17 protein-coding genes and 1 tRNA gene are annotated in these 23,358 nt (G+C 41.1%); 6 read left to right on the top strand and 12 right to left on the bottom strand.

All coding sequences use genetic code 11. From position 1 onward, the window contains the following. Positions 1 to 170: 170 nt before the first annotated feature. From sigC to iscB, 4 genes are all read right to left on the bottom strand, one after another. Positions 171 to 1,409, bottom strand: a complete 1,239-nt coding sequence (sigC, locus tag ACE1CI_RS05935; protein ID WP_413265613.1) for an RNA polymerase sigma factor SigC — start codon at positions 1,407 to 1,409, stop codon at positions 171 to 173. Between the two features lie 442 nt (positions 1,410 to 1,851). Beyond that, positions 1,852 to 2,775 carry an NAD(P)H-dependent glycerol-3-phosphate dehydrogenase gene (locus tag ACE1CI_RS05930; RefSeq protein ID WP_413265612.1) on the bottom strand — a complete coding sequence of 308 codons (924 nt, stop codon included), beginning with the start codon at positions 2,773 to 2,775 and terminating at the stop codon, positions 1,852 to 1,854. A gap of 258 nt (positions 2,776 to 3,033) precedes the next feature. Further along, a complete protein-coding gene (gene lipA, locus ACE1CI_RS05925) occupies positions 3,034 to 3,903 on the bottom strand; it encodes a lipoyl synthase (RefSeq protein ID WP_413265621.1) in 870 nt (289 codons plus the stop codon). 88 nt (positions 3,904 to 3,991) lie between these two features. Continuing rightward, complete coding sequence (gene iscB / locus ACE1CI_RS05920) at positions 3,992 to 5,281, bottom strand: RNA-guided endonuclease IscB (protein ID WP_413265611.1); 1,290 nt, start codon at positions 5,279 to 5,281, stop codon at positions 3,992 to 3,994. Positions 5,282 to 5,716: 435 nt separating this feature from the next. Here iscB and ACE1CI_RS05915 point away from each other — a divergent pair. The 3 genes from ACE1CI_RS05915 to ACE1CI_RS05905 all read left to right on the top strand — a co-directional run bounded on the left by ACE1CI_RS05915 (position 5,717) and on the right by ACE1CI_RS05905 (position 7,385). After that, positions 5,717 to 5,790 (top strand) — tRNA-Pro (locus tag ACE1CI_RS05915). 274 nt (positions 5,791 to 6,064) lie between these two features. Then, positions 6,065 to 7,144 (top strand): HEAT repeat domain-containing protein, encoded by a 1,080-nt coding sequence (locus ACE1CI_RS05910; protein ID WP_413265610.1) that lies wholly within the window; start codon positions 6,065 to 6,067, stop codon positions 7,142 to 7,144. Continuing rightward, positions 7,077 to 7,385, top strand: coding sequence for a glycosyltransferase (locus ACE1CI_RS05905; RefSeq protein WP_413265609.1), 309 nt, complete (start codon positions 7,077 to 7,079; stop codon positions 7,383 to 7,385). The genes ACE1CI_RS05910 and ACE1CI_RS05905 overlap by 68 nt, the downstream gene beginning before the upstream one ends. Here the strand turns inward: ACE1CI_RS05905 and ACE1CI_RS05900 are convergent. After that, positions 7,382 to 7,759: a response regulator gene (locus ACE1CI_RS05900; protein ID WP_413265608.1), complete on the bottom strand. Its 378-nt coding sequence runs from the start codon at positions 7,757 to 7,759 to the stop codon at positions 7,382 to 7,384. The genes ACE1CI_RS05905 and ACE1CI_RS05900 overlap by 4 nt on opposite strands. Before the next feature lie 374 nt (positions 7,760 to 8,133). On the opposite strand from ACE1CI_RS05900, the gene ACE1CI_RS05895 reads away from it, so the two are divergent. Continuing rightward, positions 8,134 to 8,919, top strand: coding sequence for a calcium-binding protein (locus ACE1CI_RS05895; RefSeq protein WP_413265607.1), 786 nt, complete (start codon positions 8,134 to 8,136; stop codon positions 8,917 to 8,919). Between the two features lie 230 nt (positions 8,920 to 9,149). On the opposite strand, the gene ACE1CI_RS05890 is transcribed toward ACE1CI_RS05895, so the two are convergent. Next, positions 9,150 to 10,637 carry a hybrid sensor histidine kinase/response regulator gene (locus ACE1CI_RS05890; protein WP_413265815.1) on the bottom strand — a complete coding sequence of 496 codons (1,488 nt, stop codon included), beginning with the start codon at positions 10,635 to 10,637 and terminating at the stop codon, positions 9,150 to 9,152. Between the two features lie 275 nt (positions 10,638 to 10,912). After that, positions 10,913 to 11,740: a PHP domain-containing protein gene (locus tag ACE1CI_RS05885; RefSeq protein ID WP_496615262.1), complete on the bottom strand. Its 828-nt coding sequence runs from the start codon at positions 11,738 to 11,740 to the stop codon at positions 10,913 to 10,915. Between the two features lie 118 nt (positions 11,741 to 11,858). Here ACE1CI_RS05885 and ACE1CI_RS05880 point away from each other — a divergent pair, with 118 nt between their 5' ends. Further along, positions 11,859 to 13,250 carry a BamA/TamA family outer membrane protein gene (locus ACE1CI_RS05880; protein WP_413265813.1) on the top strand — a complete coding sequence of 464 codons (1,392 nt, stop codon included), beginning with the start codon at positions 11,859 to 11,861 and terminating at the stop codon, positions 13,248 to 13,250. 431 nt (positions 13,251 to 13,681) lie between these two features. Beyond that, positions 13,682 to 15,280: a helix-turn-helix domain-containing protein gene (locus ACE1CI_RS05875; RefSeq protein ID WP_413265812.1), complete on the top strand. Its 1,599-nt coding sequence runs from the start codon at positions 13,682 to 13,684 to the stop codon at positions 15,278 to 15,280. A 167-nt stretch (positions 15,281 to 15,447) separates the two neighbouring features. On the opposite strand, the gene ACE1CI_RS05870 is transcribed toward ACE1CI_RS05875, so the two are convergent. From ACE1CI_RS05870 to ACE1CI_RS05850, 5 genes are all read right to left on the bottom strand, one after another. Further along, entirely contained in the window at positions 15,448 to 15,846 is a 399-nt protein-coding gene (locus ACE1CI_RS05870; protein WP_413265811.1) for a response regulator, read from the bottom strand. A 58-nt stretch (positions 15,847 to 15,904) separates the two neighbouring features. Beyond that, entirely contained in the window at positions 15,905 to 16,117 is a 213-nt protein-coding gene (locus ACE1CI_RS05865) for a hypothetical protein (RefSeq protein ID WP_413265810.1), read from the bottom strand. Positions 16,118 to 16,222: 105 nt separating this feature from the next. Continuing rightward, on the bottom strand, positions 16,223 to 16,594 hold the full coding sequence (locus ACE1CI_RS05860; RefSeq protein ID WP_413265809.1) for a response regulator: 372 nt from the start codon (positions 16,592 to 16,594) through the stop codon (positions 16,223 to 16,225). After that, complete coding sequence (locus ACE1CI_RS05855) at positions 16,591 to 22,131, bottom strand: PAS domain S-box protein (protein ID WP_413265808.1); 5,541 nt, start codon at positions 22,129 to 22,131, stop codon at positions 16,591 to 16,593. The genes ACE1CI_RS05860 and ACE1CI_RS05855 overlap by 4 nt, the downstream gene beginning before the upstream one ends. 16 nt (positions 22,132 to 22,147) lie before the next feature. Beyond that, the gene (locus tag ACE1CI_RS05850; RefSeq protein WP_413265852.1) at positions 22,148 to 23,356 is read right to left on the bottom strand and encodes an RNA-guided endonuclease InsQ/TnpB family protein; all 1,209 of its coding nucleotides are present in this window, start codon (positions 23,354 to 23,356) and stop codon (positions 22,148 to 22,150) included. Positions 23,357 to 23,358: the final 2 nt, after the last annotated feature.

Here is a 23,358-nt window from a genome sequence, read left to right as displayed (position 1 = left end):
TTTTTATGTTGAATAGACATCTCTATAATTGCAAAATTGTAGAGTTAAATTGCCTTAACAACTCAAAAGTTTCTACTGTTCCCCGTTCAGGAGTTCCCTTTCCCAAAAAAAATGACCGAGAACAGCAATCTCGGTCAATGGAGACAAACACAATGAACTAACTGAAAAACTTAACCAAAAGACTCCAGATAATCACGGACACGATTACGGCGTTTTGGTTGACGTAACTTTTGCAAAGCTTTCGCTTCGATTTGCCGAACTCGTTCGCGAGATAGATCCAAAGCGCGACCAATTTCTGCTAAAGAGTAGGAGCGACCATCTTCCAAACCAAAGCGCATGAGAATCACATCTCTTTCTCTGGTGGTTAAGTCAGCTAAAAGCTGCTGTAAGTCACGGTAGAGAGCTTCCCGCATTAAAGTGTCTTCGGGGGAAATTTCTTCGGTGGGTAACAAGTCGCCTAGTTCGGTATCTTTTTCTTTCCCGACTTTAGTTTCAAAGGAAACAGAGCGAGGAACGCGGAAAAGAACTTCCCGGACTTGCAAAGGTGTCATTTCTAGTTCCTTTGCTAAATCTTCGAGAGTGGCGGTGCGACCTTTTTCTTGGGAAATTTTGCGCTGGGCTTTTTTGATTTTGTTGAGTTTTTCGGTAATGTGGACTGGGAGACGAATGGTGCGGCTTTGAGTTGCGATCGCACGGGTGATTCCCTGACGAATCCACCAGTAAGCATAAGTGCTGAAGCGATAACCTTTAGTAGGGTCAAACTTCTCAACGGCTCGTTCCAATCCCAGAGTACCTTCTTGGATCAAATCCAACAATTCCAAACCACGATTTTGGTATTTTTTCGCGACAGACACGACTAAGCGCAAGTTTGCCTTAATCATGTGATCTTTGGCTCGAATCCCTTCTGTTTGAATTTGTTCTAGTTCTTCAATAGTTAAATTGACTAATTCTGCCCAACGGCGTTTTCCGGCAGCTAAAATTGGCTTCAGTTCCGCTAGTGCGATTCCGGCTGCATTTGCCCATCTTTCAAAGGAGGGACGATGACCTAGATTAGCGGCTAGGCGATCGTGAATTTCAATCAATTCTACATATTGCCGGAGTACCCCATTTTCCTCTTGGGCAGCCTGATCTCGTAATTCCAGCAACCGCATATAGCGCTGGACTTGTTGGGCTTCGGAAACTTCTTCATCTCGCCCTAACAAACGTACTCGACCAATATCTTGCAGATACAAACGAACTAAGTCGTTGGTACGGCGGTTAGGACTTTTCGTTAAATTGGCAGTTTCTTCTTCCTCGATCTCTAGATCAACTAGATCCCTAACTGTTGGTTCCATTTCGTCTAACTGAAAGCTAGGGGCTTCTGGTTGACTATTGTAGCTGGCATCAGTGGTATAAAAGGTTGCTGGCATAGTTATTGCCTCAACTGCTCCGGATGACAAAGGGGCTTTTTGAATTTGGCGATTGGTTTTTTGTGTGGGCATCTTTCTTGACGAAATATAATCTTGATAGTTGCCCTACTTACTCATAAGACTTCCAGTGATGCACTCTGGAGCTTGGCGACTACCGTCTTTAGTAGCACATAATCTATCTTTCCCATAATTAGTAGAATAGATAACACCGTTGTGCCCTAAAATGAAAATTTCTAGACGGAGTGGGTGAACTTCTCTATCCTCAGCTAGTATAGAGTCGCATCATGTATGTCTTACGTGACCTCTGTCAGAGGATAAGTTAATCTACATCACTAGGTAGATGAGTTCCCGATCACTTTCTATATAATTGCCTTAATTTAATTGAAGATATATTACAAAAATCTCTAAAAGATAATTTGCTGTGATACTCAAGGATTACTGATTAGGGTAGATGTGTTTCTGGTTTGACATCTCGCAGCATGAGTGAGTCTACTGCTGCTTGCGGGGTGACTTCTTCTTTGAGTAAGCGATCGACTTGCGCGGAAATAGGGATATAAATTCCTTGTTGATTAGCTAAATGAACTAGCACTTGGGAGGTATTGACTCCTTCGGCGGTTCCTTCTAAGTTGGCTAAAATTTCTGTGAGCTTTTTCCCTTTCGCTAATCCATAACCTACTTGATAGTTCCGACTTAAAGGGCTGTTACAAGTGGCGAGGAGGTCGCCTAACCCTGATAAACCATAGAATGTATCAGTTTTAGCTCCCCAGTGATTACCAATACGGATGATTTCTGCGAGTCCGCGAGTCACGAGTGCGGCTTTGGCATTGGTTCCTAACTGCAAACCGTCACAGGCACCAGCTGCGATCGCCATCACATTTTTCAGCGTCCCACCCAACTCCACACCCAAGGGATCATCATTAGTATAAACCCGAAACCGACTGGAATTAAAGAGTGTTTGTACTAGTTTAGCCGCTGCCATGTCGTTACTGCCAACTACCGTTGCTGCGGGTAGTCCTGCTTGAATTTCTTTAGATAAATTTGGCCCTGCTAGAACTACTACAGAATTTGCCGGAAACGCCGCTTGCCAAATCTGAGAAGGAGTACAGGTAGTCGAAGGATCTAACCCTTTGGTCGCCGTCACAAAAATTACTTTCCCCAGGGATAAACTCCGTAATTGTTCTACTACAGGTCTTACACCCTTCATGGAAACAGCAGAAACCACAATGTCTGCATCTGCTAAGACATCCGCGAGAGTTGAGGAACTTTGGCGAGACCATAAATGCACTTGATGACCGTTCGCCTTCGCCAAAAAAGCTAAAGTCGAGCCCCAAGCACCAGCACCAATAACTGCGATTTTAGTTTCCATTTCGGAAAGTTCTTAGCTTCGTTTGAGAGAGTTTTGAGTTTGTAGGGGCGGGTGAGAGTAGAGAATAGTTTTGAGTGAGAGAGTTTTGAGTTAGGAAGAGTTTCGGAAGTCAGAGAGTTTTGAGCGATCGTCTCTCCCCTTGTCCCCTTGTCCCCTTGTCTCCTTGTCTCCTTGTCTCCTTGTCTCCTTGTCTCCTTGTCTCCTTGTCTCCTTGTCCCCTTGTCCCCTTGTCCCCTTGTCCCCTTGTTCCCTTGTCCCTCAGCGGGGGTATCTTTCGATTAAAGCTCTAACTTGTTCTGCGTGGTAAGAACTCCGAGTTAAGGGAGAGGAGACTACTTGTAAAAATCCGATGCTTTCGCCAAATTTTTGCCAAGCGGCGAACTGTTCGGGGGTGACAAAACCTGCAACTTGCAGATGTTTTTGGCTGGGTTGTAGGTATTGACCTATGGTGAGGATATCGCAATCTACGGCGCGGAGGTCTTGCATAACTTGGCGAACTTCGTCGTCAGTTTCTCCCAGTCCTACCATGATGCCAGATTTGGTGTAAAGTTTGGGGGCTAGTTGGCGCGATCGCTTCAACAACTCCAGCGTCCGCTGATATTCCCCTTGGGGACGTACCCGACGATATAAACGGGGTACTGTTTCTGTATTGTGATTTAAAACTTCTGGAGCAGCTTGTAAAATCTGGGCTAATGCTTCCCAATTTCCACACAAATCAGGAATTAACACTTCAATTGTTGTACCAGGAGAAGTGGCGCGGATTTCTGAAATACAACGAACAAACTGAGATGCACCACCATCAGGTAAATCATCCCGGTTAACCGAAGTAATGACAACGTGATTTAAGTTTAACCGTCGCACTGCCTCTGCCAATCTTTCTGGTTCTTTCGGGTCGAGAGGTTTCGGCTTTTTCTCAAAATCAATGTCACAGTAAGGACAGGCTCGCGTACAGGCTGGCCCCATAATTAAAAATGTCGCTGTACCATTGTGGAAACATTCGCCAATATTCGGACAAGATGCTTCTTCGCAAACGGTATTCAGGGATAAATCCCGCAAAATTTCTTTAACGCTGCCAACACGCTCCCACTGAGGCGCTTTTACTCGCAACCATTCTGGCTTAACTACCACCTTAAATGCGACAATTCCCTGGACGCTGACCTGCGGTTCAGCGTCCAGGGAATTGTCGCCAACTAATTCAGAATCGCGTAGCGAATCCTTATTTTGAGAATTCATATTCATAACCATCAGCTTGGTGAATCATCATTAAATATTTAGGATGAACGTCAAAACGTTTATTCTTAGTAGAAAGCCGAAAACTAGGTCTGAACCTAATAGCAATTCTCCCCGTATGATTGCCAGCATATTTACCAGATGGAATGGAAGCTTTGACTGAATCGCCAGTACGGAATCCCATAAAATATTTGCCTCTTTCAGCATGAGAAATAGGAAAGCCATACTTATCGGTGTTGCATATTTGTCTTGTTCCGTGACCCTTAGCTGTTACCAATAGAGGTTTAATTCCCCTAATTAATAATCCTTCGGGGGTAGATTCACCAACACAAGCCGCATCAGTCCAGTGAGATTTTTCAATCCCTCTAGTTTGGCGATTAAACTTACTTCTGCCACCAGTCCCAACTTCCACAGGTAAACCAGTATTTTGAAGTCTTCTGTACAACTCCCATCTTGTTGAATTAACAGCAGCAGCATCTTTTAATGGTGCTTTGGTAGTAGCTCGGATATTTTTGAAAAGTTCTGGCTTTTTCTTTAAGAATTGCTCAATGGGTTTGTCGCCTTTAGCTTCATTACACTTCCGACAAGCCAAAGTTAAATTGCTAATCCGATTACTTCCTCCTTTCGATTTAGGATGAATATGTTCTACTTCCAAAGGAACGTTTTCTGCCCCACAGTAAACACAATTTCGCCCCCATTTTGCAAGTAGGTATTCCTTAACCTCAAACCCAAACAATGTGCCTCTTTGATATTCGACACCATCAATTTCTGGGTTTTGAAGTCGTTGGGTATCGAACCTCACCAACTCCTGAGAAATAGCGGTAATTGGACAAAGTTTTCTTAGTCTTCTTACCCAAGTTTCGATATTCAAAACTCGGCTTTCTAAAGATGGTGGAAGCCATCCTTTGTTCCGAGTTCGATTTAAAAACCGAGGTTGACGATAACGAGTTTTCCTGTCTCTTCTCCCCCTTCTTAAGGCTCTCCGAGATTCCAAACCGTTTCTGATTTGTTGCCCTCGATGAGTAATTTCCAATGCAGTTGTTACCCTGCCTGTCTGTTCTTGGACTATGGCAATTCCAGTGACTTTTGACCCCGGATCGATTTTGATTCTGTGGTCATGAGTGACAGATTCTTCAACAGTTCTGTCTGGCAAAACAATGGTAAAAGGGTAGCGTCTGAAAACTCTAGCTCTCCTTTTTTCCAGTAGTTCTCTGGCTCTTGCTGGATGGCAAGGGTCGAGAGGTTTCAAGTTTTTATCTAATACGAAAACGCGCATTACTGCACCTCTCATTTCTGGTTTAAGTTTGCCTCGCCAAGGTGATCAGGGCTTTTTAAATCTGAAGCACTAGCTTTTCCCTATAACTTGTTTAACTTCAGACGACAGAGCTTAAAACTGGCAAGCATTTTCAGGTGTCATGACCCTGATAACGTAGTTTCAGCAATCTGAAACTTAGGCTGGTCAACAGGGCTTGTAGGAAACTACAAGCCCACACTTACCCGTTAGAGAAGTGTGGGTAGTTGACAATTGCCTCTTACTGTCAACCTCTTTAACCAGGATTGATCATAGCAGAGGAGGTGGGGAGATAGGGGGATGGGGGAATGGGGGAAAGATCCTTAATTTAATCAACAACTCTCCACACCTCCCAGCCTTCATTCCCCAATCACCAGTCCTTTAATTTGTGATATGATAGAAAAACTGATTTGTTAAATCCGGGATGTAGCGCAGCTTGGTAGCGCACCTCGTTCGGGACGAGGGGGCCGCAGGTTCAAATCCTGTCATCCCGATTGTTGGTAGTGGATTGCCAGATTATTTGTCCGCGTTGACAGATTGGCAGATTAGCGATCGCTCTTGGTTAATCCCTGAGTTTTGGAATTGGCAGAAATAATTCTTCATTACCCAAATCTCTTTAACTATAACTGTACAAATTGGGAAAATTTGCTATAAGCTAAGGCAACTAGAATGTGTTTCTGGTGAGATGGCAGATTAGGATTGAACTAGCTTAAAGTCATTTACATTAATGACTGATGTTAGCTGCCCTCTCTAACCCGAAGTTAGTTTATGATGCCCTCACGTCTGGCTTTCGTTTTGTTCTCCTGCACTTCTTGCTTCAGCTTTGTTTCTGGCGCTACGGTAGCGTCAGGGGCACCCAGATTTCCATCTATAACTATCCAAGTCCAGAATAACGCGCCGAAGCCTGGGGGAGACTCGGTTCCGATCGATTTATTACAGAATCTTGGGGAAACGAAGCCTTCTCCTACTCCTGGACCCAAAACTAATTCTGGCAAAAAATCCTCGAAGTGGCCTTTGTTTTGGATGGGTGCTGGGGTATTTTTGGTGATTATTGCCGGAGGACTGCTTTACATTCTCAAACATTGGGAACTTCCTCCTGAAGTTTCCCAGACGGAAACATCTGAGTCGGAAGCATCAGAAAGTCAGCCGGAGACGGTGGTAGAAATTGTAGAAAACGATCGAGTTCCTGTTTATGAACCTGCTAATTCTGTGATTGAGGTTCAGGAAATAAAACCAATAGAAGTAGATAAAAATGGTCATGCTAATCATATATTAACTGCTGCGGAAGATGAACCATTATCGGAACCATTACCGGAACCTAAATCAGTAGCGACAGATAGTAATTTAGAGGTGCAAGAAACTACTCGCCTCCCGAAAATTAATATTGTTGATGAGTTAATTAAAGATTTACAAAATCCCGATCCGACGAAGCGACGTAAGGCGATTTGGGAGTTGGCGCAAAGGGGAGATTCTAGAGCAATTCAACCTTTGGTTAATTCGTTAATTGATGCTGATTCTAAACAGCGTTGTTTGATTTTAGAAGCTATTTCCCAAATTGGGCATCGGACGCTGAAACCTTTGCAGCGTGCTTTGGTGATTTCGTTGCAAGATGAAAATGCGGAGGTGCGGAAAAATGCGATTCGGGATGTGACTCGGATTTATGAATTAATGGCGCAAATTAGTCAATTGTTGCGTCACGCTATTGACGATCCAGATGCGGAAGTGCAAGAAACGGCTAAGTGGGCTATGACTCAAATGAACCGGATGCGAGGGGTTTCTAGTGTGGATAATTTTCCCTCTTTTACTAATACTAATCAAGGAAATTCTTGGGATAAACCACCGAATTAATGAGTTCATATCTTATAATCGGGGTGTCCCCGGAGAAATTATCCAACCCGGAAAGACGGGTTTTTTGGTAGAACCGGATAATGTGGAGGAGTTGGTTAAGGCGATCGCACAATTCGATCTAATCGATCGCAATACCAGCCGTCAGCAAGCAGAAATTGAATATTCTTTGCCAGCTTTAGGCGAGCGAATGGAACAATGGTTTGAGGATATTTTAAAATATTATTATAGGGAAAAAAGCTAGTCACTCCAACCGAGTGCTTCGCTAATTTGTTCAGCTAATTTCAAGGGACGGAAAGGTTTAGCAAATATAGCGGCTACTGGCATATCAGCAAAAATTTCTTGATAACCATTTTGGGCTTTGGCAGTAACTAATATAACCGGAATTGGTTGAGTTGTGGGATTAGCTTTTAACTTTTGTAATGTACTTCTGCCATCCATGTCTGGCATCATCATATCTAATAAAATAACATCTGGTTGTTGGTCGGCAGCAATTTCTAAAGCTTCTTTTCCCGAACTGGCAGTTACTACACTCCAACCTGCACCCATTTCTAATCCCATTTGTGCGATCGCACGCACATCTTCTTCATCATCAACTATGAGGATATTTTTACTCATAAAATGCTCCGCTACTAATTGGGGGTTCATACTTTTGATAGTTGTTAAGTTGGTATTAGCTGCTAATGTAAATCTAAATCGGGAAGAACTAGGGTAATGTTGATCCTAATTTTAGCTAATAAAAGATTATGATGGATTTAAATTCCTGATTCCTGTAGCGATCGAGATGGAAATCCCCCCTGTATTGCTAAATGCTAAAACTCAGATGTACTTAGCATTTGGTGAAAATACTGAAGCAACAAATCGGGAATTTTACTGAATAGTTTAATATCTAGTTACTTGCTAGTATAGTATATGCTCAACGATGGGTAATTATATTAACTGGTGCATCAATTAGCGATCGAGATAGTTAAATTAACAAAGAGGATATCACCATGCCAGCATCTGAATTTGGTTTCTATTTCCTAACACAAGGCAATGATTTTTTGGAAATTCCACCTGGTTTACTTGCAGGTTTACCGATCGGATTAGTTGCTTTAGATGGTAATGATTTTGTCATCGGTTCAATAGATGCAGAAATTATTAACGGTAATCAAGGCGATGATACTATTCAAGGCGGAGGAGGCGATGATTTAGTACTAGGTGGAAAAGGTAGAGATCGAATTTCAGGAGGTTTTGGTAATGACCTAGTGAACGGTAATTTAGGAGAAGATTTAGTTTTTGGAGGTGCAGGAAATGATACAGTTCGAGGCGGCAAAGATGCAGATTTAGTAAGCGGAGAAGAGGGGAATGATGTAGTAGTTGGAGATTTGGGTATAGATGTTTTAGTGGGAGGAAACGGCGCAGATTTGTTTGCTTTAAGAAGTGATATTGTTTTAGCTGATGCTAACAATTTGGATATTATTTTAGACTTTAATAAGTTTGATGACTTGATAGGTGTTACAGGTGGATTTACAGAAGCAAATTTCACTATTAGACCATTGGATGTTCCTTTAACTATGATCGCAACTAATCCAGGTGTTTCCAATATTCCTGGTATAACTCCAGCTACAATTAGACAAACTTTAATTGATTTGACTGGTGTAGATATTGACCCAAATATGGATGGTATTGTTACTGGTACTTCTATTGAATTTAGTAATGATTTGGTTCTCGCTTATGTAGTCAATGTTTCGCCGTCTGATATTTCAGGAAAAATCATTTCTGTGGGTAATATTTAGGTTTTTAAGTAGGTGTAAATAAATAAAGTGATAATAGTTATTTAAGGATGGGGCGGGCTCTCCTGCCCACCCCACAGGAGTTGCAGCTTTCTTGTGGGGTGGGCAGGAGAGCCCGCCTTACTTTTCACTTTATTTGTATCTACCTACTTAGTTGGTTAGTTCTGTTGGTTAGTTGTGAAGACTTCAGTCTTCTCTTTACTAAGGATTACGACTCAAGTCCCTACTACGAACTAAGTTTTTTCACAGGGTAATAAAATGTGAAATGTACTACCTTCACCTAAAACGCTTTCTGCCCAAATTTTGCCTTCGTGTTGTTCAATGATGTGGCGACAAATTGCTAATCCTAATCCGGTTCCACCTTTTTTGCGGGAGTCGGAAGCATCTACTTGTTGGAAACGTTCAAAAATTAGGTGTAATTTATCAGCGGGGATGCCTCGACCTCGATCTTTGACTGTAAATAATATGAAGTCAGAGTCAGGATTTTCTGATTTTTTAAGTTCGGTATTAATCCAAACATTGCTACCTGATTCGGAAAATTTAATGGCGTTGCTGAGTAGGTTGGTGAAGGTTTGTAATAAGCGATCGGGATCTGCCCACATTTCTACATTTAAAGGTTGGGCGATTAATTTAATTTGGGCTTGATCTGCTAATGCTTGCATTGATTCTACTGCTTGATTGAGAATTTTAGCAGCATTACATTTAACCATTTGCATGGCTATTTTGCCGGATTTCATCCTTTCTAAATCGAGGATGTCGTTAATTAACCGAATCAATCTTTCAGTATTATTAATGGCAATCCTTAACACATTTTGTCCTTGGGGTGTGAGAGTTCCCAATTTCCCAGCGCAGAGAATGTCTAAGGAACCCATTAAAGAAGTTAAGGGAGTGCGTAATTCGTGACTGACTAAAGAGATAAATTCATTTTCTAAACGTTTGCGTTCGGTGATATCGTTGACTATATTCAAAGTACAGGTAATTCCGCTAAGGTCGATTAATTCTACTGATAATAATACGGATTTAATTTCTCCGGTTTTAGTGCGAAATTCACATTCTTGATTTTGCAAAGATCCGGTTTCTAATAATTGTTGTAAAGCTTGTTCGTAAATTTCTTGGGGTATTCCTAAATTTAATTCAGCAGCGTTATGTCCAATTACTTCGCTTTGGGAATAACCACTCATTCTTAAAAAGCTGGGATTGATATCAATAAATATGCCTTCTTCTAGGGTGGCGATCGCAATTGGGTTAGGACTAGAACGAAATGCTTTCCTAAATTTCTCTTCGGCTTTTTCCCGATCGCGAATTTCCTGTTGTAATAGCGAGTTTTGCGTTTGCAGTTGTTTTTGCAACTTACAAATTGTCAGGTGAGTTTCAATTCTGGCTAAAACTTCTTCTACGTGAAAAGGTTTAGTAATGTAATCTACTCCCCCTACAGCAAAAGCTTTGACTTTATCTAAAACATCTCCTAAAGCACTGATAAAAATTACTGGAATTTCACGAGTGCGATCGTCTTTTTTCAACTGCTGACACACTTCATAACCGTTCATTTGCGGCATATTTACATCCAACAAAATTAAGTCAGGCGGCGCAGCTTGTGCCCCTCTTAACCCTGTGGAACCTTTAGTCACGCTGCGAACTTTGTAACCTTGTTCTGTCAGCATGGCAGACAAAAGATTTAGATTTTCCGGCGTATCATCTATTACCAAAATGTCAGCTTTCATAGACTTGAAGGCAGGGGGGCAGGGGGGCAGGGGGCAGGGGGGCAGGGGGGCAGGGGGGCAGGGGGGCAGGGGGGCAGGGGGACTCTCGGTGCAAGAAAACTCTGTGTTGGCGGGTTTTGCTATTAATTCTTCTGCTATGACCATAGAATTTTCTGCTCTCACCCGCCCCTACAAACTCAAAAAACGAAGCTAAGAACTCAAAACTTGCCAAAGTTTCTGCTTAACTGAAAACTCAGTACGGGCAATTCATGAATTGCCCGTACAACTCAAAACTTTTACTGTTGTAAAGTTGCTGCTGCTTTTTTTACAGGTGTTAGTAATTCCAAGGGTAAATGCAGATGATTGAGCGATCGATCCTCATCTTTGGACACAAGATTTGGGCCATGATAATCGCTGCCACCTGTAACTAGTAAACCATATTTAGCACACAATTCTAACAGCATCTTCTGATCTCTGGAATTGTGGTTAGGATGGTAAACTTCTACGCCCATTAAACCTGCGTCTACCAATTCTTTAAGCACTTCTGTAATTACACCACCGCGAAATAAACAGGGGTGTGCCCACACAGGTACAGCGCCACATTCCCGCAGTAAAGTAACACCTTCTTGGATGGAAAATTTTTCATAATGTACATAAGCAGGTTTGTCATCTCCTAACCAGCGATCGAAGGTTTCCTGAGATGATTTTACTATTCCCGCTTTCACCAGTGCCGCTGCAATATGTGGTCTTCCGGGTGCCATTTCTGCGCCCATTTCGGGAAGTTGAATATGATAACCTAAATTCGCTAAATTCGCTACCATTTGTGCAGCACGGCGTTTTCTTCCGGCTAAACGTTCTTGTAATGCTGGACGGATTAAATCTGGGTTGGGATAAAAACCCAAAATATGTAATGAACGTTCATTATGTACGGTGCTCAGTTCGATCCCTGGAACTATTTCTATTTCGTAGTTAGCAGCAACAGCAATTGCTTCATCCCAACCAGAAACGGTATCGTGATCGGTAATTGCTAGCACTTTTACACCAGTTTGGGCAGCTTTTTTTACGAGTTCAGCTGGTGTAAGAGTGCCGTCGGAATAGGTTGTGTGACAGTGAAGTTCTAGCATTCTTACATTATAAAAATAATGCTGAAAATCCCGCGAGTTTAAACTTCTGAGTGTAAAGAATAACTGACTTTGGCATGGCTGGATGTTATTCTATTTGGCAAGTGTGAGGAAAAAGTCAATGCCTACGCCAAACAAGTCTTTTATACGACCATTATTCCTGATTTTAGGTGCTACCTCTGGGAACCTATTTTTGGCAACTGCTAGCTGGAGTCAGGATTTGTCTTGGACAGATTTGTTATTAGAAGCAAGCTATTTCGATCGCTTATCCTATCCCAGTTTAGAAAAAGTCTCCACGAACGCTGTTGATTTGTTACCTAATGCTTCTCAATCTCAGACTAGAGAATTTGCACAGGATAGTACAGATCCAACAGTCAACTCGTCTTTATTTCCCGGAGATAAAGCTTTTAGTTTTGGTTTTGGTTCAATTTTAGGGGAACCAACCGCATTAAAAGGGCCAACTCGTGAAACAGTTGTAGCCGCAGAATCAACTGCATTACCATCATTTTCCATTAGCGGATACGTACAGCAAAAAATTGGTGATAACCAAAGGTTGGTACTTGAAGCAATTGGTGGTTTTGAATTATTAGGTGTTGACCTTAGTTACAGTATTGCACCGGGAACTTTACCGGGGATTTTTTCGGTTAATTTTTCTAGTCAACAATCGCGAGTTCCGGCTTTTGAGGAAGGAGAAAGGGAAGTAGAATTACCGGGGGGAGATGAACCTTGGGTCGATCGCTTGGGTGGTGGCATAGAATATTCCCAACGTTTAGCGCCGCAACTGCAAATGGCGGTAGGATTTAATTATCAAAGAGTAGCGATTCGAGATGGCGCTTTTACTTCTAACATTTCACCGCGAGATGAATTCGGTAACGAATTATCTTTTAGCAATGACGGAATTGATGTTTTATTAACTTTAAATTTCGCTGGTTTGTACGATACCACTGATAATCCTAGTTATCCCACCAATGGTTCTCGAATCAAATTTGGCTTCGATCAATCTTTCCCTGTGGGAGATTCTAGCATTACTTATACGCGGTTTGCTGCTAACTTTTCACAATTTTTTCCGGTAAGGTTGTTGAATTTTACTGAAGGGCCGCAAACTTTCATTTTAAATTTGCAAACAGGTACTATGTTAGGTGATGTTCCGCCTTATGAAGCTTTTAATTTAGGCGGTACTTCTTCAGTACGCGGTTACAGCAAAGGTGAAATTTCTACTAGTCGCAGTTTCATTCAAGCTACCGCTGAATACCGTTTTCCTGTCTTTTCTTTTACTGCTTTTCGCCAACCTTTTGATGTGTCGGCAAGTCTGTTTGTAGACTATGCCACTGATTTTGGCACCGCTGATGATGTCACGGGTAAACCTGCGGTAGTCCGAGATAAACCTGGGGATGGTTTGGGTTATGGTTTTGGTTTTAATGCTCGCAGTCCTTTTGGGTTAATCAGGTTGGAGTTCGGTTGGAACGATCGCGGTGGTAATGAGATTTATATGGTCATAGGCGATCGCTTTTAATCTTAACATCTATTCTCTATAAAATCCGGTTTCTTGATGGAAAAACTTGCAACAGAAGCCGGATTTTTTCATAGTATTCCTCACGTTAATCAGGAATTCTTATCAAGTTTCAATTTGATGCCAAAGCCTCTACTCATAACCTCTAGCTCTTTAGTAAATTTTTGTAAAAAAATATAAAAATGTTCTTAGTGAACAAAATGTTCAAAATACTTAGCGTACTTTTTATATGTGAGCAATATGTAAATAATTGGAAGATTTCATAATGCTTGAACCTGAAGTTATTAAATGTCTATTAAATAGCTTGTGATGAACAAACATAAAATTTCAGTTATATATCTTTAGAATAAATAACTTAATAGAGCTTCAGGTGAGATGAGTCGATAAAAGTTCGAGATTGTCGGTATCTTGCTGAGAAGAAATGTGATTGGCTTATGGCATACAAAATTCCTGGGACTTGTTTAAAGTGTGATAGTTGTCGGACTCACTGCCCAACTGGTGCAATTAAAGTGGTGAGTGATGATTATTGGATTGACCCTAGTCTTTGCAATAATTGTGAAGGTTATTATCCAGAAGCGCAATGTCTAACTTATTGCCCGATTGATTGTCCTTTACCGTCAGAACCGAAGAAGGGCAGATACAAAGCCGAAACTAGACCGATAACTAACCCGGACTTATTTGCTAATGGGAAAAATAATCCCTTTGCCTCTTCGATTTTGATTTGGGAACTCTGTAATTTGTTAGCGCAAAGGCAATCTTTACCCTGGAAAGTAGAAGCTTCGGGACAGCCTTGTTATGAACGCTCAATCAACGGAGGTAGGGGCGGAATCTCATTAAGAATTACCGAAAGCCTTTCTGATGATGCAGTGCCGTTAATGGGAAAAGAAGCTGTTAAAGCGATCGAATCCCTAGACATTCGTGCTGCTTGTATGCACCTAATATATGCGGCTCATGCCACTGCCTTAGAAAAACCCTGGCAGCAGGAATTTCTGATTAACGATCGACAAATAGAAGAATACTTAGGACTCGACAAACGTAAAGACTTAAGTAAAGCTTTCAAACTAGCTTTAATCAGAGAAATCGCCCTCCAACCTTGCTTAATTACTGCTTCTATAGATTGGCCGAAACAAGGAAAAATTAATGGCTTTTCTGTCAATGGAACTCGCTTATGGCACTTACTAGAAATTCAGCATCATTTTCAAGAAGATGAATTAGGATGCAAATATCTAGTGGGATTAACTTTCAAAATTCGGGCGGGAATTTGGGCGCAATACTTCCTAAACAAACAAGGTTGTAAAGAACGCACAGCTTTTTATCAATATGGCATTTTGCCCAAATCTCTGTTAACCAACGTTATGAGTATTTGGCAGCAACATGAAGGTGCGGCGCGAATGATGTTATGGTTGTTGTTTAAAGCCAAAATGGGCAAAGAACAGCGAATTACCGTACCCACATTAATGCGAATTGCTTACGGAGAAGAAAAAGTCGCTTTGGCAACGCAAATGCGGGAAGAAAGAAAGAGATTATTGAAAACATTTGAAAGCGACTTAGAATGTCTCCATCATTATGGAATTAAACCGATATTCGATCCGGTAACTTATCCCCCGGAAATTCAACCACTTTGGGCAAAGTTATCAGAACTTCCTGATGATGCCGATGATGCTTTAGACTTTTGGATCAACGATGGAGGTAATGATTCTCGGATTACCGATATTGGCCCGCGTGGGAAATGGAATTCTTTGATGAATGCCCGGATTTTGTGGTTTGAATTGCCTGTGGGTTGGGAACAACAAAACAGCGAGGAAGACAAGAAAAAGCGTACCAACCGGATTAAAAAAACCAAACAAAATGAGCAGGTAGTTTTGTCTGCTGAACAAATTTTGGCAGCAAGAAAACGTCAAGGTATGTCTCAAAGAGATTTGGCAAAAATGACTGGAAAAAGCCAAAGCTGGATCAGAGATTTAGAAAAAGGACGTTTATCTGCCAAGTTGGAAGATCAAGCGTTGTTACGCAAGGTTTTAGGTTTAGCTTAAAGGTTTCAGGACTCGCAGGACTCCAGGGCAGAAAGTAAAAATTCTTCCCTTGTCCCCTTGTCCCCTTGTCCCCTTGTCCCCTTGTCCCCTTGTCCCCTTGTCCCCTTGTCCCCTTGTCCCCTTGTCCCCTTGTCCCCTTGTCCCCTTGTCCCCTTGTCTCCGAGAGCTCAATCTGATGGCACAGTGGAATTCCAGCCTAATAGTTTAGAAATTTGTACTGGTAGAAAGACAGGATCGAAGGGTTTGGCGATCGCACCCACCACACTCATATCTTGCAAATGTTGACGATTATACCAACTTGCTTTATGGGTAATTAACAAAATCGGAATTGACTGAGTTAAAGGATTCGCCTTCAGCTTTTGAATAAATCTGGTGCTGTTTCTTTTTGCTGTGACATTATCCATGATAATGGCATCAAGTTTTTCGGTTAGCAATAATGCTAATCCTTCTTCAAAAGAAGCAACTGCTATGACATTCCAACCGCCAATTTCGCTCAAGCAAACTTGAAGCACTTCGCGCACGCTTGCTTCGTAATCAATCAGCAAAATAGATTTAGCACTACACATAATGCAAAAAGATTTAACAGCTAACGATCGCTTCCGGCATCGCTACAATTTTTATTGGCTAAGATTTTAAAGTATCTTTCAGCATCTTCTGAATTGTTAAATAATGTTCTAGATCGGTTTGCACTTCATCTAGTAGATGTTTGGCTACTCCAATCATCACCTGAGCCGAGACAAAATCATTTTCTTGTAGTTTATTTGCTGCTTGATTGAGTATATTAATACTGTGTTGCACTACGAACGCTTTAGATGAGTCATTTCTAATTTCTGTCATTGGGCTGATTTCCTTACTACACTTCTAGTGTAGGTTTGAAAGAGTTACTACTTTTCAAATTAAAGTAAAAAAGTAAGAAAGTTATAAGGCTTTTTTGCAAAATTTTCACCATTTGAGAATCTGGGCTACCTGATTCCAGACTGTAACCGGGTTGAAAGGTTTGACAATCACTCCTGTCACACCCATTTCGGCGAAGCGGCGACGATCGCTAGGTAAAACTTTTGCGGTTAATAACACTACGGGGATGGTTCTAGTTGCTGAGTTAGCTTGCAGCTGCTCAAATACGGAAAATCCATCGAGATCGGGCATTGACACATCCAGAAGAATGGCATCCCACTCGCCAGTTTTCACTTTTCGTAACCCTTCTGAGCCTGAACTTGCTGTTTCAACTTGCCAACCTGCAAATTCTTCTAAGGAAACTTGAACTACATCGCGAATATCTTGTTCGTCATCAATTACTAAAAGACGTTTACTCATAGTTCTATATTTTGTATTGGTAACGTAAAATAGAATATACTACCTTGACCTAAAATACTTTCAACCCAGATTTTGCCTCCGTGCTGTTGTACTATGCTTTTGCAAATAGCTAAACCTAATCCAGTGCCTCCCTTTTGCCGAGAGTCAGAAATATCAACTTGTTGAAATCTGCCAAAAATTGTTTCTAATTTATCAGCAGGAATTCCCCTTCCTGAATCTCTAACCTGAAATAAGATATAAGGAGTTGAAAGTGGGGGTTCAACAGTTGGATTTTCCTGTGTTTGCGGTTCGCCGATTCTGCATTCAGCGCTTAACCAGATCGTACTATGAGCCGGAGAAAATTTGATTGCATTGCTGAGTAGATTAGTCAGGGCTTGAATAATCGCATCAGTGGAAGCCCAAATTTCTGCGACTAATGGTGTGACATTTATTTTAATTTGTGCTTCATTAGCGATCGCTTGTACAGATTCTACAGCCTGCTGCATGATATCTTCAACTTGGCAGTTTTCCATAAATAATTGAAATTTCCCAGACTGCAATCTTTCTAAATCTAGAATGTCATTAACCAACCGGACTAAGCGATCGCTATTTTTCACTGCCACTTGAAGCATATATTTAGCTTTTTCCGGGCGATTATCTAAAACTCCGGTTTCCAGAATTCCTAGAGAACCGCGAATTGCTGTTAAGGGAGTTCGCAATTCATGACTGACAATCGAAATAAATTCATCTTTAATTCTATCAATTTTGTGACGTTCGCTAATATCTTGAACTTGCCCGACAAAGTAAAGATAATTTCCCTGTCGATCCTTAACTATAGAAATACTTAAAAGACACCAAACAAAATGACCAGATTTATGGATGTAACGTTTTTCCATTTGATAAGTCCGGCGTTCTCCTGCCAATACCTGACGCATATATTCCAAATCTGCATCTAAATCATCTGAGTGAGTAATATCGGAGAAAAAATTGCCTAAAAGTTCAGTTTCGCTGTAACCTGTAATTTCACAAAGGGCATGATTTACTTGTAAAAACCTGCCATCTAAAGCAACTAATGCCATACCAATTGCGGCATCATCAAAAGCTCTGCGAAACCTTTCTTCACTTTCGCGTAATGCGGCTTCAATGCGTTTGCGATCGCTCACATCGCGGACAATTATTAATACATCATCCACACCACAGGGAACAATTCTAGCTTCTTCATAATAAATTTCCCCGTCTATTTCCAATTGGTATTCCTGAATTTGCACTTCCCCGGTTGCTAATGTAGTTTGAATAAAACTGAATCTTTCTTGAGCAATTTCTTGCGGTAGTGCATCAAAAACATTAGCTCCCGGTTGAATTTTTTGTGGGTTAATTAATTTTACTTCTTCAGAGGTTCGCACATCTAAGTATGTACCATCTCGATTCATGCGAATTAATAGATCGGGAATTGACTGCACCAAAGCTCGATTTGTTTGTTCGCTTTCCCGCAAAGCTGCTTCAATTTTTTGGCGATCGGTAATATCCTGAGCAAAAGAAAGCACCGAAACCAAATTACCTGCTGGATCAAAAACTGCTGAACTATACCACTGACAAACAATCACTCGACCATCTTTAGTGTAGTTACGATTTTGAATCGCCTTACCAGTAACTAACCCATCGATCAAGGGAGCAAGTTCGGCATTTACATAATTGATATCTTCCTCATAAATAAACTTCCAGATCGCCGGAGATTCGGTTTTCACTTCTTGGGCAGTCCAGCCAAGAATGCGTTCTGCTTGTTTCGACCAACGTATAATTCGGAAGTCTCGATCCCATTGCACAATTGCTAGGGGACATTCATCAAAGTGAGTATTAATATGCCCAAGTGCTTGTTGCAAAGCTTGTTCTGTTTGCTTCTGTTCTGTGATATCTAAAACAACACCGTGCCAAGCTATTGCACCATTAGTGCGACGTTCTGGTTGAGAAGTTACTTGTAACCATTTGATTTTAAGAGAAGGAGTAATAATTCGCAATTGATAACTGAAAAGTTCCAGGGTTTCGGCACTGTGAATTACCGCAGCTTTGTAACCGGAATCATCATCTGGATGATTCATTTGCAGGATCAATTCAGCATCATTTAATGCTTGTTCTGCTGTTACTTCATTAATGGTTTCACAGGCGTAACTCATGTATTCAAATCTGAATAAACCATTAGCTTCTCTAACTAGAGTGTAGATAACTGAAGGGGAGGAATTGCTAAATTGATTGAGCCATTGTTCGGTTTTTCGCAGTTTTTCTTCGGCTTGTTTGCGATCGGTAATATCTTCAGCTAATCCTACAACACGCAAAGGTTTTCCCGCTTCATCTTTTACCAGTGAGACATCGGTACTAATCCAACGAATTTCGCCATCAGGACGAATAATCCGATATTCGCGCTTGCTTTGCTCAAGGCATTGCTGTTTAATAGAAGCTAAGACTAACTCGCGATCGTCTGGATGTATGGTTTCTAGCCAAGAATCCGGGTTTTGATATAAATTTTCACAAGGGCGGTGCCAAATTTTTTCGTAAGCTGGGCTGACATAAAGATATTCGCCTGTTATTGTCGATCGCACGAAGAAGAATTGATTAACAGTATGGGCAATTTCCTGGAATCTTTCTTCACTTTGCCGTAAGGCTTCTTGTGCTTGTTTGCGATCGGTAATATCCAAAACAACGCCATGCCAAGCAACTTCACCATTTTTCCTTCGTTCTGGTCGAGAACTAGCTTGAATCCACTTAATTTTCAGAGAAGGTGTAATAATTCGCCATTCATGTTTGAATGGTTTTCCTGTTTCTAGACTTGCTTTTACAGCTTGTTGATAGCCCTCTCGATCGTCAGGATGAATTTGGTTAAATGTAATTGTGGCATCTTGGAGAACTTCTGCCACTGGAATTTCATGAATCTCTTCAAAAGCTGGACTCACATATTCGTAGGATACAGGACCACTGGGATATTCAATAACGGTGTAAATTACTCCTGGGGAAGCTGCTGCTAATTTTTGGAATCTTTCTTCACTTTGGCGTAAATCTTCTTGTGCTTGTTTGCGATCGGTAATATCAGTAATCACACCATGCCATGCGATCGTACCATTACTGCGTTTTTCTGGTTGCGAATTAGCTTGTAACCATTTAACTTTGCCAGAAGGAGTAATAATCCGCCATTCATGAGAGAAAAGTTCTAAATTTTCCTTACTCCTAGCTGCTGCTTCCGTATAGCTGGCAACATCGTCAGGATGGAATTGGTCAAATAAAGTTTGAGGATTTTCTCTAATCTGTTGAAATGTCAATTCATGAATTGCTTCCACTGCGGAACTACTATACTCAAACCAGACACGCCCATCCAATTCTTGAACCAATGTATAAATTGAACTGGGAGATTGATTGCTATAATGACGGAGCCATTTTTCAGTTTTGGAAAGTCGTTCTTCAGCTTGTTTGCGATCGGTAATATCTAAAGAAACACTCGTCAAAATCCAACAATTTAAAGTAGCATCCCATCGAGAATTATTAGTTTGAGAAATCCAACGTAAGCTACCATTTTTATGGTAAAGCCGATACTCGTAAGTTCCGGTTTGCTGCGCGAAGATATCGGCAAATACTTGAGATTCGATCGCTTCCCAATCTCCGGGAAAAATCCGCGATACCCAAAGGTTTTTGTCTGCTTGTAATTGGGCGGGGGTATAACCAGAAATAAATTCACAACCAGCGGAAATATAGTTAATTTCCCAATTCCCATCACCAGATACTCGAAAGCTACTAATTGCGGCGATCGCACTATTGATAATATCATTAATTTGAGCTTGCGAAGCTTGCAGTGCTAGTTCTAATTGTTTGCGATCGCTAATATCTTTACTAATAGTCAAAACTCGTTGTTGACCGTCTAATTCTACCAGTTCGATCGACAATAGCGCAGTTCCCAACTTACCCGACTTAGTACGGTAATGAAACTCGAAACTCTCAATTCGCCCATATTTTTGTAACTCTTCCCAGAGAATTACATTTTGTTGTAAATCAGCGCTAAGATTTAATTCTTCTGGAGTTCTCCCAATAATTTCTTCCCGGCTATACTCACAAAATTGGATAAAACTATCATTAACTTCTATGTATTTTCCGCCATCTCCCAACTGATTAATTGAAATCGGATCGGGACAAGTGCGAAATATTTTAGTAAATCTTGCTTCCGATTCTTGCAGCGCTGTTTTAATCTGTGTAAAAGACTGTTGCAACTGTTGAGCAGTGCGGTTGAAAGATTGCGCCAGCACAGAAATTTCCTTAATTGCACTGTCTTCTAGCTCAACATTTTGCCAATTTCCTGCTGCCAACTCTTGACTAATTCGACTTAATCTCCGAATTGGTTTAGCAAGACAATAAGCACTAAAAATTCCCGCCGCACTTGTACCTAAAAAAGTCAATCCACACAGCCAAATTGTCCGCCAAAGATTTTTGTTAATACTTCCCATGAAATCAGATTCGGGCACAATTAGCACAATCAGCCAATCGAGTCCATAATTATCTCGATAGGGAGTTACTTGGACAAACTGCCGTTGATTATTAGTTACTAAATTCAGTTCTTGGGGATTTCGTAAATCAAAAAAGCTGCCGAATCTGTTAACTAACTTTTGGGCAACTTCCCTTGTCCGGTAATCTTGGCTATTTAATGCTGCTAATCTTTTTGGTTCTCCTTTTGCTGACTTGACATAGAGTTTTTCTAAACTAGAGCTAGCAACTAAAGTTCCCGATCGCTCAATAATAAAGACTTGTCCCGATCGAGAAAAATTTTCTTGGTGCAGAAAGCTACTAAGATCTGATAAGAAATAAAAAGATTTAAAAGTTCCTTGAAATTTTTCGGCGCTATTATAGACGGGAGCCAATGCCTGTATTTGTAACAAGGGTATAATTCGATTGACATAAATCGATGACCAAATTTGTTTTCTGGCAGCTTTTACTTGACGATACCAAGGCAGCTTTTGAAAATCCACATCAACCGTCGAATATATTAGTTTTTTTGGCGTACCGCGATCGTCAATCTGATAAAACTGGCGCTGACTCGGATTGAGTTTGTTGATTTTCATGAAGTATTTTCTTCCCGGAATCACATTCTTGCCAGTCAGCTTGCTAGCATAGTCACGTTCTTGTTCTGACAAGAAACGTATGTAACCGATCGCTTCTCCCTCCTGACTCCAAAAGCTATTTGATGTCAGTAAAGGATTCAAGTTCATCTGTTGCCATAAATGTTGTCGCAGTTGCTCAAAGTCGTTGATATTGAGACTTCCCTGCTTTACTGCCAGATGATTGATTGCCACAATTTGTTGAGAGGTTTGTAAATATCTATCGAGGCGATCGCTAACTCGTTGGGATACCTGCGCCAACAACCGATGAGCTAAATCTTCAACAGCTTCTTGTCCACTCCGGTAAGAGAAATAACCAACTAATCCCACTGCTCCCACCGTTTGTAGCACAAAAGGTACAACCAGCACCCAATGTAAGGGAATTTTCCGAAAAAAACGCTGATGCTTAGGGAAAATAAACGATCGCATATTTGACACTCTCCCGTTACAGCGTCAGCTTAACGGGAGATTCTTGTTTCTTCGAGTGCCGCTTTTTAGTGCAATCACTAATTAGTCTTACGCTCTCTCCGCAAGCTTGAAATACCGTTTGCCCAACGGTATTTGTTGACAGAATCTTGATACCTTCTGACCGCAAAATCCTTGCTGCGTTCTCATCTCTATCGTGGTGGGTAAGACATTTTGGGCAAACCCATACTCTGTCTTTTAAAGTGAGATAATTATTCTTGTATTTGCAGCAATTACAAAGCTTAGTGCTAGGGAAAAATCTGTCAACTTCCACAAGAATTCCGCCAACTCTTTTCAGTTTGTAGTCCAAGAAATTAACTAACATGGACAATCCAGCATCCAATACAGATTTAGCTAGATTGGTACGCGCCATTCCTTTAACACAAAGGTTCTCGACCACAATAGCTTGATTTTCGCCAACTAACTGATGAGAGAGTTTATGAAGGAAATCAAGTCTTGTATTTGCAATTTTCTGATGGACTTTGGCTACTCTCTTAACCTGTTTCTTACGGTTATGGGAGCCAAGTTTTTTCCGAGATAGAGATTTTTGTCTGCGCCTTAATCGCTTGGCGTATTTTCTCGTTGGTTTAATTGGGTCAACCTTATAGATTGTTTCTCCATCAAACACTGTGACTAAGGAGCTAAGACCTAAATCAATCCCTGAGATTTTCCCATCTTTGCTGGTTAGACTATCTTCAACCTCTAACAAAATAGCGGCAAAATATTTATCCGTGCTGTCCTTTGAGACAGTCACGGATTTTATTTTGCCGCAAATCTTTTTGGAGATTACTGCTTTAACAATTCCCAGCTTAGGGAGTTGGACTCCATTACCTTTTACCGAGCAACCTGCTGGATATCTCAGCGATTGCTTTTTGTGTTTGCTTTTAAACTTCGGGAATTTAGCTCGATGTTCAAAGAAGTTTTTAAATGCTGCTTCCAGGTTTTTCAAGGATTGCTGCAATGCCGAAGATGACGCTTCTTTTAGCCATAAGAAATCTTCGTGTTTCTTTAGCTGAGTCAAATCTTTCGCCATGTCGCAATAGCTTAATCCTTTTCCCATTTCCTGATATTGAGTGAAGCTTTTATTCAGGTAATAGTTCCAGACAAAGCGACAGCACCCAAAGTTTTGTGTTAAGGCTATTTGCTGTTCTTTGTTTGGGTACAATTTTACCTTTAAAGCTGTTAGCATTT

This window comes from Floridaenema flaviceps BLCC-F50, from assembly GCF_041929275.2.
Taxonomy (GTDB): domain Bacteria; phylum Cyanobacteriota; class Cyanobacteriia; order Cyanobacteriales; family Aerosakkonemataceae; genus Floridanema; species Floridanema flaviceps.
The sequence above is the reverse complement of the archived record's forward strand: the minus strand, read 5'-3'. Positions and strand labels throughout refer to the sequence as shown.

Bases quoted from the DNA above. Each gene is read 5' to 3' on its own strand.
- sigC (WP_413265613.1), bottom strand. From the start codon at position 1,409: ATGCCAGCAACCTTTTATACCACTGATGCCAGCTACAATAGTCAACCA.
- ACE1CI_RS05930 (WP_413265612.1), bottom strand. From the start codon at position 2,775: ATGGAAACTAAAATCGCAGTTATTGGTGCTGGTGCTTGGGGCTCGACT.
- iscB (WP_413265611.1), bottom strand. From the start codon at position 5,281: ATGCGCGTTTTCGTATTAGATAAAAACTTGAAACCTCTCGACCCTTGC.
- ACE1CI_RS05910 (WP_413265610.1), top strand. From the start codon at position 6,065: ATGATGCCCTCACGTCTGGCTTTCGTTTTGTTCTCCTGCACTTCTTGC.
- ACE1CI_RS05900 (WP_413265608.1), bottom strand. From the start codon at position 7,759: ATGAGTAAAAATATCCTCATAGTTGATGATGAAGAAGATGTGCGTGCG.
- ACE1CI_RS05895 (WP_413265607.1), top strand. From the start codon at position 8,134: ATGCCAGCATCTGAATTTGGTTTCTATTTCCTAACACAAGGCAATGAT.
- ACE1CI_RS05890 (WP_413265815.1), bottom strand. From the start codon at position 10,637: ATGAAAGCTGACATTTTGGTAATAGATGATACGCCGGAAAATCTAAAT.
- ACE1CI_RS05885 (WP_496615262.1), bottom strand. From the start codon at position 11,740: ATGCTAGAACTTCACTGTCACACAACCTATTCCGACGGCACTCTTACA.
- ACE1CI_RS05880 (WP_413265813.1), top strand. From the start codon at position 11,859: ATGCCTACGCCAAACAAGTCTTTTATACGACCATTATTCCTGATTTTA.
- ACE1CI_RS05875 (WP_413265812.1), top strand. From the start codon at position 13,682: ATGGCATACAAAATTCCTGGGACTTGTTTAAAGTGTGATAGTTGTCGG.
- ACE1CI_RS05870 (WP_413265811.1), bottom strand. From the start codon at position 15,846: ATGTGTAGTGCTAAATCTATTTTGCTGATTGATTACGAAGCAAGCGTG.
- ACE1CI_RS05865 (WP_413265810.1), bottom strand. From the start codon at position 16,117: ATGACAGAAATTAGAAATGACTCATCTAAAGCGTTCGTAGTGCAACAC.
- ACE1CI_RS05860 (WP_413265809.1), bottom strand. From the start codon at position 16,594: ATGAGTAAACGTCTTTTAGTAATTGATGACGAACAAGATATTCGCGAT.
- ACE1CI_RS05855 (WP_413265808.1), bottom strand. From the start codon at position 22,131: ATGCGATCGTTTATTTTCCCTAAGCATCAGCGTTTTTTTCGGAAAATT.
- ACE1CI_RS05850 (WP_413265852.1), bottom strand. From the start codon at position 23,356: ATGCTAACAGCTTTAAAGGTAAAATTGTACCCAAACAAAGAACAGCAA.